The 17122-nt window shown below is 44.3% G+C and carries 15 protein-coding genes, 8 tRNA genes and 2 rRNA genes (1 of these 25 running past the window's edge); 23 read left to right on the top strand and 2 right to left on the bottom strand.

What is annotated here, in order from left to right; all coding sequences use genetic code 11:
- From IGJ25_RS01110 to IGJ25_RS01065, 10 genes are all read left to right on the top strand, one after another.
- Positions 1-129, top strand: a 23S ribosomal RNA gene (locus IGJ25_RS01110) (it extends 2786 nt beyond the left edge of the window).
- Between the two features lie 80 nt (positions 130-209).
- Positions 210-325: ribosomal RNA gene (gene rrf, locus IGJ25_RS01105) — 5S ribosomal RNA — on the top strand.
- Between the two features lie 16 nt (positions 326-341).
- Positions 342-414, top strand: a tRNA-Val gene (locus IGJ25_RS01100).
- Positions 415-417: 3 nt separating this feature from the next.
- Positions 418-490: transfer RNA gene (locus IGJ25_RS01095), tRNA-Lys, on the top strand.
- Between the two features lie 14 nt (positions 491-504).
- Positions 505-586 (top strand) — tRNA-Leu (locus IGJ25_RS01090).
- Between the two features lie 7 nt (positions 587-593).
- Positions 594-666: transfer RNA gene (locus IGJ25_RS01085), tRNA-Thr, on the top strand.
- Positions 667-676: 10 nt separating this feature from the next.
- Positions 677-748: transfer RNA gene (locus IGJ25_RS01080), tRNA-Gly, on the top strand.
- An 18-nt stretch (positions 749-766) separates the two neighbouring features.
- A tRNA-Leu gene (locus IGJ25_RS01075) sits at positions 767-852 on the top strand.
- An 11-nt stretch (positions 853-863) separates the two neighbouring features.
- Positions 864-937, top strand: a tRNA-Arg gene (locus IGJ25_RS01070).
- 30 nt (positions 938-967) lie between these two features.
- Positions 968-1041 (top strand) — tRNA-Pro (locus tag IGJ25_RS01065).
- 154 nt (positions 1042-1195) lie between these two features.
- Here the strand turns inward: IGJ25_RS01065 and IGJ25_RS01060 are convergent.
- Positions 1196-2491 carry an ISL3-like element ISEfa11 family transposase gene (locus IGJ25_RS01060; RefSeq protein WP_016249833.1) on the bottom strand — a complete coding sequence of 432 codons (1296 nt, stop codon included), beginning with the start codon at positions 2489-2491 and terminating at the stop codon, positions 1196-1198.
- A gap of 175 nt (positions 2492-2666) precedes the next feature.
- On the opposite strand from IGJ25_RS01060, the gene rsgA reads away from it, so the two are divergent.
- The 13 genes from rsgA to IGJ25_RS00995 all read left to right on the top strand — a co-directional run bounded on the left by rsgA (position 2667) and on the right by IGJ25_RS00995 (position 16368).
- Positions 2667-3551 (top strand): ribosome small subunit-dependent GTPase A, encoded by an 885-nt coding sequence (gene rsgA / locus IGJ25_RS01055; protein WP_015510635.1) that lies wholly within the window; start codon positions 2667-2669, stop codon positions 3549-3551.
- A 9-nt stretch (positions 3552-3560) separates the two neighbouring features.
- The gene (rpe, locus tag IGJ25_RS01050) at positions 3561-4214 is read left to right on the top strand and encodes a ribulose-phosphate 3-epimerase (RefSeq protein ID WP_081117067.1); all 654 of its coding nucleotides are present in this window, start codon (positions 3561-3563) and stop codon (positions 4212-4214) included.
- Positions 4215-4847 carry a thiamine diphosphokinase gene (locus IGJ25_RS01045; protein WP_081117068.1) on the top strand — a complete coding sequence of 211 codons (633 nt, stop codon included), beginning with the start codon at positions 4215-4217 and terminating at the stop codon, positions 4845-4847.
- A gap of 142 nt (positions 4848-4989) precedes the next feature.
- Positions 4990-5847, top strand: a complete 858-nt coding sequence (mreC, locus tag IGJ25_RS01040) for a rod shape-determining protein MreC (protein WP_010748844.1) — start codon at positions 4990-4992, stop codon at positions 5845-5847.
- 2 nt (positions 5848-5849) lie between these two features.
- Entirely contained in the window at positions 5850-6359 is a 510-nt protein-coding gene (mreD, locus tag IGJ25_RS01035) for a rod shape-determining protein MreD (protein ID WP_010748845.1), read from the top strand.
- 186 nt (positions 6360-6545) lie between these two features.
- The gene (locus IGJ25_RS01030; protein WP_015510633.1) at positions 6546-7907 is read left to right on the top strand and encodes a C40 family peptidase; all 1362 of its coding nucleotides are present in this window, start codon (positions 6546-6548) and stop codon (positions 7905-7907) included.
- A 69-nt stretch (positions 7908-7976) separates the two neighbouring features.
- Positions 7977-9725, top strand: coding sequence for a PTS sugar transporter (locus IGJ25_RS01025; RefSeq protein ID WP_081117069.1), 1749 nt, complete (start codon positions 7977-7979; stop codon positions 9723-9725).
- Positions 9706-11736 (top strand): BglG family transcription antiterminator, encoded by a 2031-nt coding sequence (locus IGJ25_RS01020; protein WP_081117070.1) that lies wholly within the window; start codon positions 9706-9708, stop codon positions 11734-11736. Before IGJ25_RS01025 ends, IGJ25_RS01020 begins: the two co-directional genes overlap by 20 nt.
- A gap of 12 nt (positions 11737-11748) precedes the next feature.
- On the top strand, positions 11749-12183 hold the full coding sequence (locus tag IGJ25_RS01015; RefSeq protein WP_081117071.1) for a PTS sugar transporter subunit IIA: 435 nt from the start codon (positions 11749-11751) through the stop codon (positions 12181-12183).
- 313 nt (positions 12184-12496) lie between these two features.
- Complete coding sequence (locus IGJ25_RS01010) at positions 12497-14269, top strand: PTS mannitol transporter subunit IICBA (protein WP_005230247.1); 1773 nt, start codon at positions 12497-12499, stop codon at positions 14267-14269.
- A 15-nt stretch (positions 14270-14284) separates the two neighbouring features.
- Entirely contained in the window at positions 14285-14722 is a 438-nt protein-coding gene (locus tag IGJ25_RS01005; RefSeq protein WP_008381683.1) for a PTS sugar transporter subunit IIA, read from the top strand.
- Positions 14723-14744: 22 nt separating this feature from the next.
- Positions 14745-15893, top strand: a complete 1149-nt coding sequence (locus tag IGJ25_RS01000; RefSeq protein ID WP_081117072.1) for a mannitol-1-phosphate 5-dehydrogenase — start codon at positions 14745-14747, stop codon at positions 15891-15893.
- Between the two features lie 175 nt (positions 15894-16068).
- Positions 16069-16368: a hypothetical protein gene (locus tag IGJ25_RS00995; RefSeq protein WP_015510628.1), complete on the top strand. Its 300-nt coding sequence runs from the start codon at positions 16069-16071 to the stop codon at positions 16366-16368.
- 135 nt (positions 16369-16503) lie between these two features.
- On the opposite strand, the gene IGJ25_RS00990 is transcribed toward IGJ25_RS00995, so the two are convergent.
- On the bottom strand, positions 16504-17016 hold the full coding sequence (locus IGJ25_RS00990; RefSeq protein WP_081117074.1) for a type 1 glutamine amidotransferase domain-containing protein: 513 nt from the start codon (positions 17014-17016) through the stop codon (positions 16504-16506).
- Positions 17017-17122 lie beyond the last annotated feature (106 nt).

Raw genomic sequence — 17122 nt, 5'->3', positions numbered from 1 at the left:
CTCAAGATGAGATTTCCCATTTCTTTAAGAAAGTAAGATCCCTGAGAGATGATCAGGTAGATAGGTCAGAAGTGGAAGGCCAGTGATGGTTGGAGCGGACTGATACTAATCGATCGAGGACTTAACCAAAAAGAAAAAAGCACGTAAACTCGTAGAGTTTTGATTCTTCGATCCAGTTTTGAGTGAGCAACACTTACTCAATTGAATAGTGTGGTGGCGATAGCAAGAAGGATACACCTGTAACCATGCCGAACACAGAAGTTAAGCTTCTTAGCGCCGATTGTAGTGAAGGGTTTCCCTTTGTGAGAGTAGGACGTCGCCACGCGTTTTTTTTACCTTATGGGGGTTTAGCTCAGCTGGGAGAGCATCTGCCTTACAAGCAGAGGGTCAGCGGTTCGATCCCGTTAACCCCCATATGAGTCGTTAGCTCAGTTGGTAGAGCATCTGACTTTTAATCAGAGGGTCACAGGTTCGAGCCCTGTACGACTCATAGTAATAACCTATGCGGGTGTGGCGGAATTGGCAGACGCACTAGATTTAGGATCTAGCGCCTTCGGGCGTGGGGGTTCAAGTCCCTTCACCCGCACTTCATTGCCGGCTTAGCTCAGTTGGTAGAGCATCTGATTTGTAATCAGAGGGTCGAGGGTTCAAGTCCTTTAGCCGGCATCAGGAATATGCGGAAATAGCTCAGTGGTAGAGCACCACCTTGCCAAGGTGGGGGTCGCGGGTTCGAACCCCGTTTTCCGCTTTGCCTTAGCAATTTTCAGCCGGGGTGGCGGAACTGGCAGACGCACAGGACTTAAAATCCTGCGGTGAGTGATCACCGTACCGGTTCGATTCCGGTCCTCGGCATTTCATAATATGCGCCCATAGCTCAATTGGATAGAGTGTTTGACTACGGATCAAAAGGTTAGGGGTTCGACTCCTCTTGGGCGCGTAGTCTTTTTATTTGTTTCATTTTTATTATCGGGAAGTAGCTCAGCTTGGTAGAGCACTTGGTTTGGGACCAAGGGGTCGCAGGTTCGAATCCTGTCTTCCCGATTTTTTGATGCCTGAAGCATTCGCTTCAGGCTTTTTTTGTGTTTTCAGCCAGTGAGAAGACCTGAAAATATGGGCTCTTTGTCAATAAGGACTGATGAGTTGTGCAAAATCAAATCTGGGTCAGAATGAACCACATTCTGGCTCAGATTTTTTGTTATCTTACATTGATTAATTGATTGATCAAAAAGATTCTAATTCTCATGTTCTCGAATGATTTAAATCCGTAGGATACTCGTTTCATTGTCTTTATGTGGGTATTCTTCGCTTCTATTTTTCCATTGGAATAAGGATAGATCATTGCGTTGGTGATGCCTTCTTCATAGGTCAGAAGGTTTTGAAGCTTTTCCCGAAAGCCGTCATCTAACGTTTCGGGAAGTTCTGCCAATAAGGAGAAAAATAAGTCAGGGTCTTTGTCTCGAAAGGCTTCAACTAATTCATGAAAAAAGCGATACGCCTCCTTTAGGGGCGGAGAAAACTCAAGCAATCGATCAATCATCATTGCTTCAGTAAGAAATGGGTATTTTGGTGCTCGGAAACTTTTCCATGTTTTGTATTCATAATGGTTGATGTTTGCACGATTTTTTAGCAAAAAGCGCCAGTTCTTTTTCAGTTTTTCTGCCTGGCTTTTCTGTCCGGCTTTACGAAGTTCATTCATTTCACGGATACGCAACTCATTGAACGCTTGATTCATGTGTTTGACAATATGAAACCGATCAATCACGACTTTCGCATTTGGCAGAACACGTTTGGTGAGCTGGAAGTAGGCGGCGTTCATGTCTGTCACCAAGAATTCTACTTCTTCTGGATTGGTACAACCTAAGAAATAGCTTGTTAATCGAGGTAATTTACGCGTAGGCAAAACATCTATTAATTTTCCTGTTTCGCCATCTGCACAAATAAAGCTCATTTTATCTTCTATAGAAGCATGCGAACGAAATTCATCAACCATCAATACTCTGGGGAGAATCTTCTTAGATTGCTTTGGTAAATAGCTTTTAAACTCTTTCAATGTACGAATAACGGTGGTCAAAGATACCTGACAGCTTTTCGCAATAAAAGATAAAGATACTTTTTCAGTCAGTAAAGAAGCAATTTTATATCTAACATGATTTGCGATTGAATGTCTGGGTTGGACAAAATAACTTTGAGCAGTCCAATGGGTGCGACAGTTTTTACAGGTATAGCGCTGCTTTTTTAGGCGCATAACCAAAGGCATATGATTGTATTGTTCAAAACGGACAATCGTTTCCTTCTTCCCATTTTTCACTATAATTGCTTTCCCGTTTCCATCTACCACAGTAGAACCACAACTTCTACAAGCACGAGGAGTAGGCGAGAGAACAGCATCGACGACCAACGTCTTTTTCTTCTGAAGGGTCTCGTAAGAGACCTCTGTAATCATCAAATCTTTCTCTATTATTCTCAGCATTTTTTTGATAGAATCATTCATATAGCATATCGTCCTCTCAGTTGTTTATTTTGTGGTGATTTAATCATACTAGAGAACGATATGTTTTTTAATACCTAAAATGAAAATGGGGCTGAAGAATCAATTCTGATTCATCAGTCCCATAAATTATAGAGCCAAAATATGATACAATAGTAAAAAACGAGGAGGAAATTGTTTGAAGGGAAAAATCATCAAAGCGCTAAGCGGATTTTATTATGTGGCATCAGAAGATGAAATCTTTCAAACCCGCGCTCGAGGAAATTTTCGGAATCGAAAAATCACTCCTTTGGTGGGGGATGAAGTGATCTTTGAAAGCAGCAATCAAACAGACGGTTATCTTTTAGAGATCTTGCCGCGAAAAAATGAGCTAGTTCGACCGCCAGTCGCAAATGTGGATCAAGGGGTGGTCGTGACAAGTCTAGTTGAGCCGAACTTCTCCTATAATCTATTGGATCGCTTTTTAGTGACGTTAGAGTATGAGGGGATCGAACCGATCATCTTTTTGACAAAAGCGGATCTTGTGAAAGATCTTGCCGCAATGAAAGCAATTGAGGAGACCTATCAAGCAATTGGCTACCACGTGATCACGTCAAAAGCAGAAGGCGAAGATCTATTGGAACTTCAACGGTACTTTCCTGAGCGGATCACCGTCTTTATGGGACAATCCGGTGCTGGAAAGTCGACATTGCTGAATCGGATCGTCCCAGAATTGGCATTGGAAACAGGAGTGATCTCAGAATCTCTCGGGCGGGGGAAACATACGACCCGTCATGTGGAGCTCTTGCCGATTTGTGATGGATTGGTTGCCGATACACCAGGATTTAGTTCGATCGACTTTTTGGAAATCGAAGCGGTGGAGTTACCCAAACTATTTCCTGACTTTTTAGCGGTAGCTGCCAACTGTCGTTTTAGGGAATGTAGGCACCTTAATGAACCTGATTGTGCAGTTAAGCAGGGGGTTGCAGCAAATGAGATTGCCGAGACTCGTTATAAGAATTACGTGCAATTTTTAGAAGAGATTGAAAACCGACGTCCGGTTTATAAAAAGAAGAAAAGGTGAGGGAAAAGCATGATAAAACTAGCACCATCTATTTTAAGTGCCGATTTTGCAAATCTTCAAAGAGACATTGAGTTGGTAGAGCGCCATGGCGCAGATTATATTCACGTAGACGTGATGGACGGTCATTTCGTCCCTAATATTACCTTAGGCCCAAATATCGTTAAAGCGATTCGCCCAGTTACCAAACTGCCGTTGGATGTTCACCTAATGATCACCGAACCAGAAAAGTATATCCATGCCTTCGCAGAAGCTGGGGCAGATATCATTGGGATCCACGCGGAAGCAACACCTCATATCCATCGTGCGATCCAAATGATTGTGGCAGAAAATGTCAAAGCAGAAATCGTCATCAACCCAGGCACACCAGTATCAGCCATTGAACATGTTTTATCCATGTGTGATCAAGTGTTAGTCATGACGGTCAATCCAGGGTTTGGTGGGCAATCCTTTATTGAAGAATCACTAGAAAAAATTGCGGTACTGGCTGCTTTAAAAGAAGAAAAAGGCTACCATTATGATATCGAGGTAGATGGCGGGATCGTTCCTGAGACAGCCAAACGTTGCCTGGAAGCAGGTGCAAATGTCTTCGTAGCAGGAAGCTATATTTACGATGCCGATGAACCTGTAGCACAAATCAGAGCCTTGAAAGAAGCTTTGCAATAAATGAAGATTTTGTTAGCAGCAGGGGGGCGCCCTGAAAATTGGCCACCGCTGATGACGTATGACAAATACATTGGGATTGATCGCGGGGCATTGTTTTTGCTTCAGCACCAACGGCCAGTCGATCTAGCGATTGGTGATTTCGACTCTTTGACCGCAGGCGAACTGCAAGCAGTCAAACAACAAGTCAACACAGTGATCCAAGCTCCTGCTGAAAAAGATGATACAGATACCCAATTGGCATTGGTGGAGACGTTGCGTCGCTATCCAAAAGCGCAAATCGACTTGATTGGTGCAACAGGAGGACGTCTCGACCATCTTTTAGCCAATCTATGGCTGCCTTTAGAAGATCGATTTCGTCCATTTGCCCCAAATCTGCGTTTTTTAGATCGTCAAAATGTCGTTCAGTTCTTTTTACCAGGCACCTATCAATTAGAAAAAGAACCCGAGATGCAGTATTTGGCGTATTGCTGTTTGACGCCGGTAACAGATTTGACGTTGATAGGTAGCAAGTATTTATTAGAAAACGTCCAAGTGCCGTACCCAACTTCTTATGCCAGCAATGAATTTCTGACACAAACAGCAGGTTTTTCCTTTAGCAGCGGGATGATAGCAGTCATTCAAAGTTGTGATTAAGAGACGAAACGTCTCTTTTTTTTGTTGAAAATTTCAGAAACTTAATTACAAAAAAAACATTAAGACGGTCAACTTAGCTTTTGTTTGCAGGGTATTAATGGTAAAATTGGAACTACAGTTTGGAATTATTTGAGGTGTCTTTGTGAAAAAGTTTAATCCTAATAAAAATATTATCATCACATTGATTATTGTGATTTTAGTTGTCACCGTATTAAGCGTGACGATCGCCCGCAGAGCTGCGGGAAACTCCACCAATGTTGTGCAATCAACGGTCAATGACTCCGTTGGCTTTATCGATAAAGTGATTACGGCGCCTTTTCGTTGGATCGAAAATGGTGCGAATTCAGTCAAAAACTTGTTTGTGACGTATGAAGAAAATGAACGTTTAAAAGAGAAATTGGACAGTTTTGATGAATTGGAACAAGCGAAGGACAATGCGCAAAGAGAAATCGATGCCTTGAAAGAAGAGCTAGAGCTGAATGCGACCTTGACGAATTATGAACGGATCTCCGCCAATGTCATCAATCGGTCACCTGATACTTGGCAAGATATGCTGATCGTGGATCGAGGCTCAAGAGACGGCGTTGAGGTCAACATGGCGGTCATGTCGCAAAAAGGCTTGATTGGTCGTGTGATAGAAGTCAATGCAGCTTCTTCTAAAATTGAACTTTTGACTTCTGAAAACCAGAATTCTAACCACTATCCGGTTCGGATCAGCGGCGAAGATGGGTCAAACTTTGGGATTCTAAGTAGTTACGATCAAAAAGAACGTTCCTTGGTCATTACCCAGTTGACAGGGGACAATGAGCTGAAGGAAGGCGATGTCGTGCAGACCTCTGGATTAGGAGGAAACTCACCTGCCGACTTAGCGATCGGAACAGTGATCCGTACCACCAAAGATGAGTTTGGTCTTGATACCCAAGTGTTTGTAAAACCGTATGCCCAAATGTATGATATTCAAGCAGTAACGATTATCAAACGCTTGGCAGGTGAGGAATAGCCATGAAAAAGCATGACTACATCAAATACCTGGCAGCGGGCGTCTTCTTTTTGATGATGTTGGCAGATGGACAACTGACGCGTTTTTTAGAAAAATGGACCCAAGACAATTATATCGCCAGTGCGCATCTTTTATTGATCGCCCTTTTATGTGGCGCGAAGTATTTGCCGAAAAACTTTTTGATCACCACGGCGCTTGTGATCGGCTGCCTCTATGACGTGTATTATGTCGGTGTGATCGGCATCTACACGGTGGCGTTTCCCTTGATCGTGTGGATCATGTATATTTTGCAAAATACGCTTTATCAAAATGTATTTACCATGTTTTTCGGAATGATCATCTTTGTTACAAGCTTAGAAGTTGTGACGTTGGGCGTCCAGTTGCTATTTAAGATCGCCTCAGTTAGCACGTCATTCTTTGTTTCCCGCTTTCTAGCACCTACGCTTTTATTGAACATCATTTTGTTTATCCTTTTAGTCGTTCCATTCATGAAGCTATTCAAAGACGAATAGCTTCATTTTTTTTTGCGTTTGACTGTATAAAAATAACAGCGATTGAAATGTTTTTGTAATATTCCTTTTATCTCTCTGACATACGGCTGTGTTACAATCACACTATCGTGAAGGACTTTAGGTATTCTTAAGCATTTATACATAAAAAAACCATATTAGGGGAAGCAACAGCCGGAGGAATGAAGAGTGAAAAAGCGAATTTTATCTTTATTGTTAGTAAGTTCAATTGTTCTTACTTCTGCAGCAGCACCGACACTTGTCTTTGCATCAGATTTTGACAATAAAATTGAAGAAAAAAATAAAGAGATCTCTGACTTGCAAAACCAGCAAGCGAGCATCCAGTCACAAGTAGCAGCACTTGAAAGCGACGTGGCTGCAATCAATGAAAAAGCCCAAACTTTGTTGCAACAACAAGGTGATTTGCGTGCGGATTCTGAAAAGTTGAAGCAAGAAATTGCTGATTTGAAAGTCAGGATCGAAAAGCGTGAAGAAGCGATCCAAAAACAAGCCCGTGACGTTCAAGTCAATGGTCAAAGCACGAACTTTATTGATGCAGTATTAGAAGCTGACTCTTTAACAGATGCTATTGGCCGTGTGCAAGCAATGACGACGATCGTCAATGCTAACAAAGATCTTGTGGATCAACAAAAAGCAGACCAAGAAGCAGTTGAAGCGAAAAAAGCGGAAAACGACGATAAATTGGCAGAAATCGCAGCGAACCAATTTGAGCTAGAAACACAATTAGGGGATCTACAAGCCAAACAAGCCGATTTAAATGTTTTACAAGCGGAATTGGCTGTTCAACAAGCATCTAAAGAAGATGAAAAAGCTGATTTAGAAAAACAAAAAGAAGAATACGAAGCAGAACAAGCACGCATCGCTGCAGAAGAAGCGGCGGCAGCAGCCGCTCGTGAACAAGCAGCACAAGAAGCAGCGGCTCAAGAAGCGGCAGCAGCTGAAGCAGCTACTCAGGAAGCAGCATCAAGCGAGTCTTCAACGTCGAATTCAACGACATCAAACTCAACAACAAATTCTAGTACGACGACTGATACTACGCAAGGCAGTTCATCACAAGGTGGCGGTTCAACAAATACGACACCATCGACTCCTGCCAACAATAACAATAGCAATAACAACCAAGGATCGAACAATAGCGGCAATGGTGCAAGCAATACTCCTGCACCCGCACAAACGGTCAACGGTTCAGCAATCGTAGCCGAAGCAATGAAATACATTGGTACTCCTTATGTATGGGGTGGTACGACACCAGACGGCTTTGACTGTTCTGGCTTTACACAATATGTATTTGCTAAAGTTGGGATCTCATTACCACGGGTAACTTACGCACAAGAATTTTCTGGTACGGTGATTTCGATCAATGAAGCAAAAGCTGGTGACTTGTTATTCTGGGGTAGCCGCGGAAGCACACACCACGTGGCGATCGCTATGGGTAACGGACAATACGTTCATGCACCAACACCAGGTCAAAATGTTTCTGTTAGCAGTTACTCTTATTACTCACCAGATTTCGCGGTACGCGTAAACTAAATCAATTGAAGCTATTTCAAAAGCTGGCGTTTTACGTCAGCTTTTTTTGATTTCTGTTTTAAAAAACGTATGCTTTTTTTGTTTTCAGTCTTGCCAGAACATCTTATAATAGAGAAGAGAAAGGAAGCGGATAAAATGAACAAGACCTCGTCTTCCAGAGAAAAAATGATAACGGTTAAGTTTTATACGAATTATCTTTCTCGCATGATGATGCCGAATTTAAGTATTTTTATTGCGTGGATGCTGATTTCATTCCTGCTGCCTTTTTTCTCAGTCGATCAACAAGTGATCCAGAAAATGGAACAAGGAGTCTTGACTGTGCTGCTGCCCCTCATGATCGCCTATACAGGTGGGCAGATGTTGGCGCCTGAACGAGGTGGGGTCGTAGGAGCAGTGGCGGTCTTAGGGGCTATTCTCGCAACCGATATTCCCCAGGTCTTTGGGGCGATGCTGCTGGGACCGCTAGCGGGCTGGCTATTGTACCGCAGTGATTCGATCGTGAGCAAAGTCAAAAGTGGCTATGAGATGCTGGTGCGCAATTTTATTGCAGGTGCGTTTGGCGGACTCCTCTTTTTAGGCAGTTACTTCCTATTGGCGCCGCTTTTTAATTGGTTCAGTCTCGGCAGCTATCAGCTGGTTGATTATTTTGTTCAGCAAAACGTTTTGCCCTTTATTCATATCATTGTAGAACCATTGAAGGTTTTGTTTTTTAATAATATTGTCAACCATGGTCTATTTACACCGCTAGGGATCGAAGCAGCGGCACTCAATGGTCAGTCGGTTTTATTTTTGATCGAGGCTAACCCCGGTCCAGGATTAGGGGTCTTAGCGGCGTATCTTTTTTTTGGTTCAAAGCGAAACCGAACGAATGCCGCAGCATCCGTTTTTGTGCAGGCTATTGGTGGGATTCATGAAGTGTATTTCCCGTTTGTTCTGCTCGATCCTTGGGTGTTGCTCGGTCCGATCGTTGGTGGTTTCAGTGGCACGCTGATCTTCCAATTTTTAGGGGTAGGCTTAAGAGCGCCTGCGTCTCCGGGCTCGATCTTAGCGATTTTACTCAATACACCGCCGTCTATGATCCTAGGTGTCTTAGCTGGGATTGTCGTCAGTACGGTCGTATCGTTTGCGATCGCTAGTGTGCTGTTAAAACGGAAGTCCAATACAGAAAATGAGGAGCGTAAGATGCCGAAAATGAAGAAAGTCACGGAGATCGTCGTGGCCTGTGACGCAGGGATGGGGTCCAGTGCGATTGGTGCCAGCATACTAAAAAAACAATTACAAGAAGCCCAGCTAACGTTTCCTGTCCGCTATCAATCGATTTATCGTGTGATCGATGATCCCGCGCTTTTGGTGATCACCCAACGGGAATTAGCAGCTATTGCCCAAAAGCAGACACCACACGCACAGCATTATGTGTTAGATAATTTTTTGGCGGCAGATGAGTATGCCCCGCTGATCCAAGAATTACAAAAAAGAGAACAGGATCCGCAAAAATCGCTGCAAACCGAGGCAGCAAGTTCGCTAGGATTTTCAACGATCATCTTTTTGTATACTGGAAAAAAACGCGGTTCACAAACGATGGCAGTGGAGATACTAAGAAAAATGGCCCGCCAACAAGCGCTGTCTTTGACCATAAAAAAAATGGCGTATGAAGGACAAGCTCTTGACCCTACGGCAATCTATATCCTCCCGAAAGAACTTGCAGAAAAGTGCCTGATCCCAGATGTTCCTTTGCTGGTGGTGGATGATTTATTGACGACAGATGCGTATCGTCAGTTACTGACAGAAGGAGTCGACTATGTTTTTGACCAATCGTGAAACACTTTTATTAACGGAATTGATGAATAGTACCGGTCCAGTTTCTTTAGATCGCATGATGCAAGTCTTAAAAGTCAGTAAACGAACGGTGTACCGTGAACTGGCTAATCTAGAAAAATCGCTGGAAACAGTAGGAGCTACCTTAGAGAAGGTCGGTCGTGGTCATTTCCAAATTTTTGCATCAGAAACGAGCATTCGCCAATTGCAAGAAGCCATTATGGCAGATACCGATCAAGAATTCGCGGCTAGTGAGCGACAACATCGTATTTTGCTGCAACTGACTACCGCCACGAAGCCTGTATCTAGTCATTTCTTCTTGGATCGCTACCAAATCAGCAATACGACGTTTTTTTCAGATATCAAACAGCTAGAAGAAAGTCTCGCACGGCTGCCGTTAAGGATCGTGCGCAATCAAGGGTATGAGATCGAAGGCTCCGAAAAATATCGGCGGTTGATCACAGCCAATACACTAGTGATGGAGATCAATGAGTACCAATTTTTCCATTTACTGGAAACCGATGATGAAGCCCCGTTTATTTTTCAATTTCTGTCCCGTGACCATCTATTGCTAGCCCAGCGGCTGATTCGAGAAACCATCGAGCCGCAGTTCAAGGAACTTAGTGACCGCAAATTGGCGTTTATCGTCTTGATGCTGGCGCTAGCCATGGATCGGGTAGCTTTGGGCTACACGGTGGAAGAAGAGACGTACCCGAGTCAGATCAACAAAGACTTGCTGAAGGTGGCGAAAAAGATTTTTGCTCAGATCGCCGAAAAGACGAAACTGCTTTATTCCATCAACGAAATCGTCTTTTTTGCCGTGTTACTAGGTGATTTTGCTAATTCCTTTGATCGTGATTTTTTTGATGACAATTTTGATACTGACTTGGCTTATCGTGTGAAACGCTTGATCGAATTGGTCAGTGAGCAAACGGAAGTGGCGTTTTATGAAGATACGAACTTGTATAAAATGCTGCTGACCCATATCTCAGGAGTGATGACGCGGGCGATTTTAGAAGAAGATCATTTGAACAACCCTATCCTAGAAAAAATCATGAACCAGTATGTCGAGATCGCCAGCGGGATTCGCAATCATCTGCCGCAGGTCTTTCCGCAGCAGCAGTTCTCGGAAGAAGAAATCGCCTATATGGTCCTGCATTTTGCCAATTCGTTGGAAAAAAATCCGAAAGTGTTAGAAGTCAATATTGCAGGGATCTCTCCTAGCGGATTAGCCTCCATCAGTTTATTAGAGATGCAGCTGCGGAAACATTTTCCCTTTATCAATCAAATCACCTTCTTTCGAGTGGGAGATGTCAAACGGGAAAATATCGAGGAGACCTATGACTTGGTGATCTCGACTTCCTTGCTGCCAGGGTATCAAGGAGAGTACAAACTCGTTTCACCGATCCTGCTAGAAGAAGATATTCAAGAGTTGAAGAAGGCCTTCCAAGCCATTAGTCAGAAAAAACGTTCCGCAAAAAAGGCACCCTCTGCTTTGGTCAAAGAGGAATCCTATGAAGCGGTCTTGGCTTTTATCGAAGCCATTAACCAGCTATTGGCGCTGTTTCAAGTGCAAGCCCTTGATAACCCAGCGGACTTGGAAGAAACGTTGCAGCTGGTGCTGACGTCTTTTGATGAACATGTTGTTTTGGATCGTGAGAAAGTCGTTGATCGTCTCTTACGGCGCTACTTCCAAGCGCCAGTGGGCATTCCTGACACTCACTTTGCCTTGTTTCACGCGGCGAGCTCGGCGATCTTGCAACCAGTTTTTCGTATTTTCGACTTGAAACAACCTTTGCCCCTTTTAGCGATGGATAAAAAAGAAATCGCTGTTACCCGTTTATTAGTCATGTTGGCGCCGTATCCTATCAATGAAACAAGCTCTCAGATGTTAGGAAAAATCAGTGGTTCGATCATTATGAATGATCTAAATACGGAGATTTTTAATTCGGGCAATGATTCGATTATTTATCAGTTACTCTCTTCGCTCTTGATTGAAGAAGTAAAACAATAGGAGGGATCAGCGATGTATATTCCACAGGAGCGGATTTTGTTGGATCAACACTTTACCGATGCCACAGAGGCTCTGACAAAAATTGGCGAGTACTTAGTCAACCAGGAGATCGTTTCCTTCCCCTATGTCAAAAGCCTTTTGCGGCGCCATCAAAAAACAGGTGTTTACATCGGTAACTTTGTGGCATTGCCCCATGCGGAAGAAGAAGCCCAGCAATGGATCAAGGAAGAAGGACTCTTTTTGATCCAAGTGCCTGATGGCGTCGACTTCGGCACGAAGGAGCAGCCTAAAATCGCTACGATCCTTTTCGTAGTCGTCCTAAAAGAGCAGCAATTAGCTGTTTTGCAAGAAATCGCCTTTTTTTGTTCTGATATGCAGAATGTTCGGGTGCTTAGTGATGCCGAATCGGTTGAAGAGATCCAACAGATTTTGCTGGCAGAAGAATAAGCGATCAGCAGCAGGCTGGCTTGCAACAAGAGCAGCGAACGAAATAAATGAATGAGCTGCCTCCGTGTACTTGCTCTTTCTACCTTGTGTAGAAGGAGCGGGTACACGTTTTTTTTGTGTTTTGGCAAAATCCAAAAAAATGCTTCACGTGAAACATAACGAAAATAAGCGAGTGCAGGGGCTGCTCGCCTTTTTTTTGTCCTATCCGTTTGGCTACAAGTTTTGGCACAGTTTTTTGTGCCAAAGTACGACTTTCGAGCTTTTTGGGAAGCGCCTACAATAAGGGTGTAAGCAGACGAGAGGAGAGAAAAAAATGGAACAGACACAAAAAGCAGCCAAATCATCAGTCAAAGCAAAAGTTCAAAAATTAGGCAGTACGTTGTCGAGTATGGTGATGCCGAATATCGGCGCATTGATTGCATGGGGTGTATTAACGGCATTATTTATTCCAGATGGGTATTTACCAAATGAAGCCTTTGCAACGATGGTCGGTCCAATGCTAACGTATTTGATCCCAATCTTGATCGGGTATACTGGCGGGAAAGTGATTGCTGGTGACCGCGGAGCCGTAGTTGGGGCGATCGCAACGATGGGGGTCATCGTCGGAACGGATATCCCAATGCTATTGGGTGCGATGATCATGGGTCCTTTAGGCGGTTGGGTCATCAAGAAATTTGACGAGATCTTCCAAGACAAAGTTCGCGCTGGCTTTGAAATGTTGGTCAACAACTTTTCATCAGGTTTGATCGGTTTTGCCTTAGCATTACTGGGCTTTGTAGCAATCGGGCCAGTTGTGAACACCTTGACAGAAGCAATGGCAGCAGGGGTCGAAGTGATCGTCAATGCCCACTTGATTCCATTAGCCAATATCTTTATTGAACCAGCAAAAATCTTATTCTTAAACAATGCTATCAACCATGGAATTTTGACACCACTAGGCACTGAGCAAGTCAGCGAATTTGGGAAATCGATTCTTTACTTGTTAGAAGCCAATCCTGGACCTGGTTTAGGAGTCTTGCTAGCCTTCACTTTCTTCGGAAAAGGAGCAGCGAAATCTTCGGCACCTGGAGCGATCATCATTCACTTTATCGGTGGGATCCATGAGATCTACTTCCCATACGTCATGATGAAACCATTGATGTTCTTAGCAGTGATTGCCGGCGGTGTATCAGGAAGCTTTACCTTCCAATTACTAGGTGCAGGCTTACGGGCACCTGCTTCACCAGGTTCGATCATTGCGATCTTAGCAATGACGCCATTCAACTCGGTGATGAGTGTCGTTTCTGTCTTAGCGGGAATTGCCGTAGGAGCAGGCGTATCCTTTATCGTCGCTGCCGCGATCTTGAAAGCGGATGCGAAGGATACGGTGGATAATTTTGAAGAAAAAGTACAACAAACGCAAGCAGCAAAACTTAGCTCAAAAGGCTTGGCGGCTCAACCAATGACTGGCATCAATCGTATCATCTTCGCATGTGATGCAGGCATGGGCTCCAGTGCTATGGGGGCATCGATCTTACGGAAAAAAGTCAAAGAAGCCGGTCTTCCACAAAATGTCTCGAATTCCGCCATCAATAATTTGACGGACGATGCCAATACGCTGATCGTCACTCAAGAAGAATTGCAAGAACGTGCCAAACAAAAAGCGCCAAATGCGACCTTCGTTGCGGTTGAGAATTTCCTGAACTCTCCACGGTACGATGAAATCGTAGCCACATTGTCAGGGACTAAGACAGCGGGGGAGTCAGCAAAAAAGTCTGAAGCAGGCAACCAGGTAGATGTTCCTTCCGCCAATGACCTTAAGCAAGTCAGCGAAATCATTTTGGCCCACGATGATCGCAAAGGTTCGGCAACGATGGCTCAGAAAGTTTTCCAAGATCTTTTAGCCAAAGAAGCTCTGACGATGCCGATCAGAAAAAGCCATATCAATGATCTCCATGCCAACGCCTCTTCACTGGTGATCACAAAAGAAGCCCTAACGCCGCAAGCGCAAACGTCAGCGCCAGAAGCGATCCACCTATCTGTCAATAATTTGATGGGCACGACGAACTATCAACGGATCGTGGCATCGATCAAAGCAGCGAATTAAGAAAGGATGAGCCGAATGCAAGTATTAGAAAAAGACATGATTGAATTGAACAAACAATTTGCGACCAAAGAAGAAGCCATTCGTTACTGCGGCGAAAAATTGCTGGCGGCAGGCTGTGTGGAAGAAGAATACGTCGAAGCCATGCTTGAGCGTGACGAGATGCTCTCAGTCTATATGGGGAACTTTATTGCGATTCCTCACGGCACGGATGAAGCCAAAAAATACGTCAAGAAATCAGGTATCTGTATCGTGCAAGTGCCTGATGGCGTGAATTTCGGTACAGCGGACGAAGAAAAAATCGTCACCGTCCTTTTCGGCATCGCGGGCAAAGGGGAAGATCACCTGCAATTGGTCCAACAAATCGCCCTCTTTTGCAGCGATATCGATAACGTTGTCGAATTGGCGGATGCCTTAGATAAAGAAGAAATCGCCCAAAGTTTGACCGTAGCATAAGCATTTAAGGAGGAGACAAGACATGAAGGCAGTTCACTTTGGTGCAGGTAATATTGGTCGCGGCTTTATCGGCGAAATATTGGCTGCCAACAACTTTGAAATCACGTTTATTGATGTCAATGAAACGATCATTGACGCCTTAAAAGCAAGACAAGGGTATACCATCGAATTAGCCGATGAGACCCAAGAACAGATCCACATCGAGCATGTGACGGGATTGAACAATGCCAAAGAACCAGAAGCGGTGATCCAAGCGATCGCCGAGGCAGACATCCTTACGACCGCCATTGGTCCCAACATTTTGCCGCATATCGCTGAGCTGATCGCCAAAGGCTTAGAAGCACGTCAGCAACACTCAGACAAGCCAGCCATTGATGTGATCGCATGTGAGAACATGATCGGCGGATCGACCTTTTTAAAAAGCGAAGTGCAAAAATACGTTGCGGATTGGTCAGCATTGGAAGCGACGGTTGGTTTTCCAGATGCAGCGGTGGATCGCATCGTACCGCTGCAGCACCATGAAGATCCTTTATTCGTTCAAGTAGAACCTTTTTGCGAATGGGTGATCCAAGAGTCAGGGATGAAATCCTCGATCCGTCTGCAAGGGGTCCATTATGTGGCGGACCTGGAACCGTATATTGAACGGAAATTATTCAGTGTCAATACGGGTCATGCTACGGTAGCGTACACAGGCGCCCTCCAAGGCTATCAGACGATCGATGAAGCGATGCAGGACCATTTAGTGGTGATCCAATTAAAATCCGTTCTCGAAGAAACTGGGCGGCTTTTAATTGAGAAGTGGGCCTTTGATCCCGAAGAACATGAACGGTATATCGAAAAAATCATCCAACGCTTTAAAAACAAACACATTTCCGATGCTATCACTCGGGTGGCACGGACACCTGTCCGCAAATTAGGGACCGAAGAACGCTTTATCCGACCAGTCCTTGAGTTAGAAAAACGCAACATGCAGCCAGATCATCTCTATGAAACGATTGGCATGATCTTCAACTACAAAGACCCTGAAGATGAGCAAAGCCAACAGTTACAAGCACTTTTGGATGAAAAATCACTACCGGAAGTTATTGCAGAAATCACTGGCTTACAAGATGAAGACATGATTGAAACGATCCGACAAAACATTGAAAAATATGCGTATGTTGCCGCATAAAAACGAGTAACACACAGAACAAGCAGATAAATTGCCGCATCCGTAAAAGCTAGCCCAACAAGCGAGCTTTTTCGGATGTGGCAATTTCTTTCAACGCTTGTTCTGTGTTTTTTTGCTCACCGATTGACCTTTGCTACTAACTTGACGATAATAAGAAAAGAAATGAGGGAGAGCGATGGAACGATGGTTTGAAGAAGCCCAGCTTCAAGTAATTGAATTGCCGATCGAATGGCAGGAAAACCGCCCCGTCTATCGGGCCTTTATCCGTGAATTGCCGACGATCCAAGCAGAAGGAACTTCGCGGCAAGCTGTTTATCGGCAGTTGGCAGAAGCCTATGCGGCTTACCTTGCCCAACTTCGAGAGGCCAATGAGACACAGGAAGAAATGACGTCTTCCTTATTATCGACGGAAGAATTATTGCGCTACTATGATGGCGAGACTTTCGATGGTTTTGAGCTGCCCTCTGACGAGTAACGGGGAAAGAGCCATTCACTGAAAACTGAAAAGCTACGCAAGAAAAAACCGCTCAGCTGCAGCTCGATCGATACGAAGGATCGAACGCTGCAACTGGCGGCTTTTTTTCTCTAAGAAACCAAGTCTTATTCGTGGTTAGTTCAATGCCTCGGTAATGGCTTGATTGAAGGCATCTAAGTCATCTGGGTTTCGGCTGGTGATCAACCGATAGGTTTCGTCGATCACGACGGGCTCATCTTTGACGGTGGCACCTGCGTAGGCTAAATCTGGTCGCACAGAATCATAAGCCGTCAAGGTCAAATCTTTCGTCAGTCCTGTTTGGATAAACAGTTGTGGGCCGTGGCAAATGGCAAAGACAGGACGATCAGATGTCAAAAAGTCTTTCGTCAATGACACATAGCGCTCATCGGTCCGTAATTGGTCAGGGGAGAAACCGCCTGGGATCAACAAAGCATCAAAACTTGCAGGATCGATCGTATCAATGTCCGCATCGACGGTAAATGTTCCACCTTGTTTGCCTTCGACGGTCTCGGCGCCTTCATTACTAATAACGACTACTTCGTGTCCAGCCGCTTCCAGTGCTTCTTTTGGTGACGTCAACTCAACATCTTCAACTAGATCAGTGACAATAACAGCAACTTTACTCATTCGATCTCCTCCTTATTACTTGATGAACAATTTGTTCACCTGCTATTATTTATGCTAACGAAGATTTTCGCTGTTGACAAATCATCTGTTTGTCCGCAGCTTGAAA

Origin of the sequence: Enterococcus sp. DIV0240d (assembly GCF_051711245.1) — a bacterium.
Classification (GTDB): domain Bacteria; phylum Bacillota; class Bacilli; order Lactobacillales; family Enterococcaceae; genus Enterococcus_D; species Enterococcus_D casseliflavus.
The sequence above is the reverse complement of the archived record's forward strand: the minus strand, read 5'-3'. Positions and strand labels throughout refer to the sequence as shown.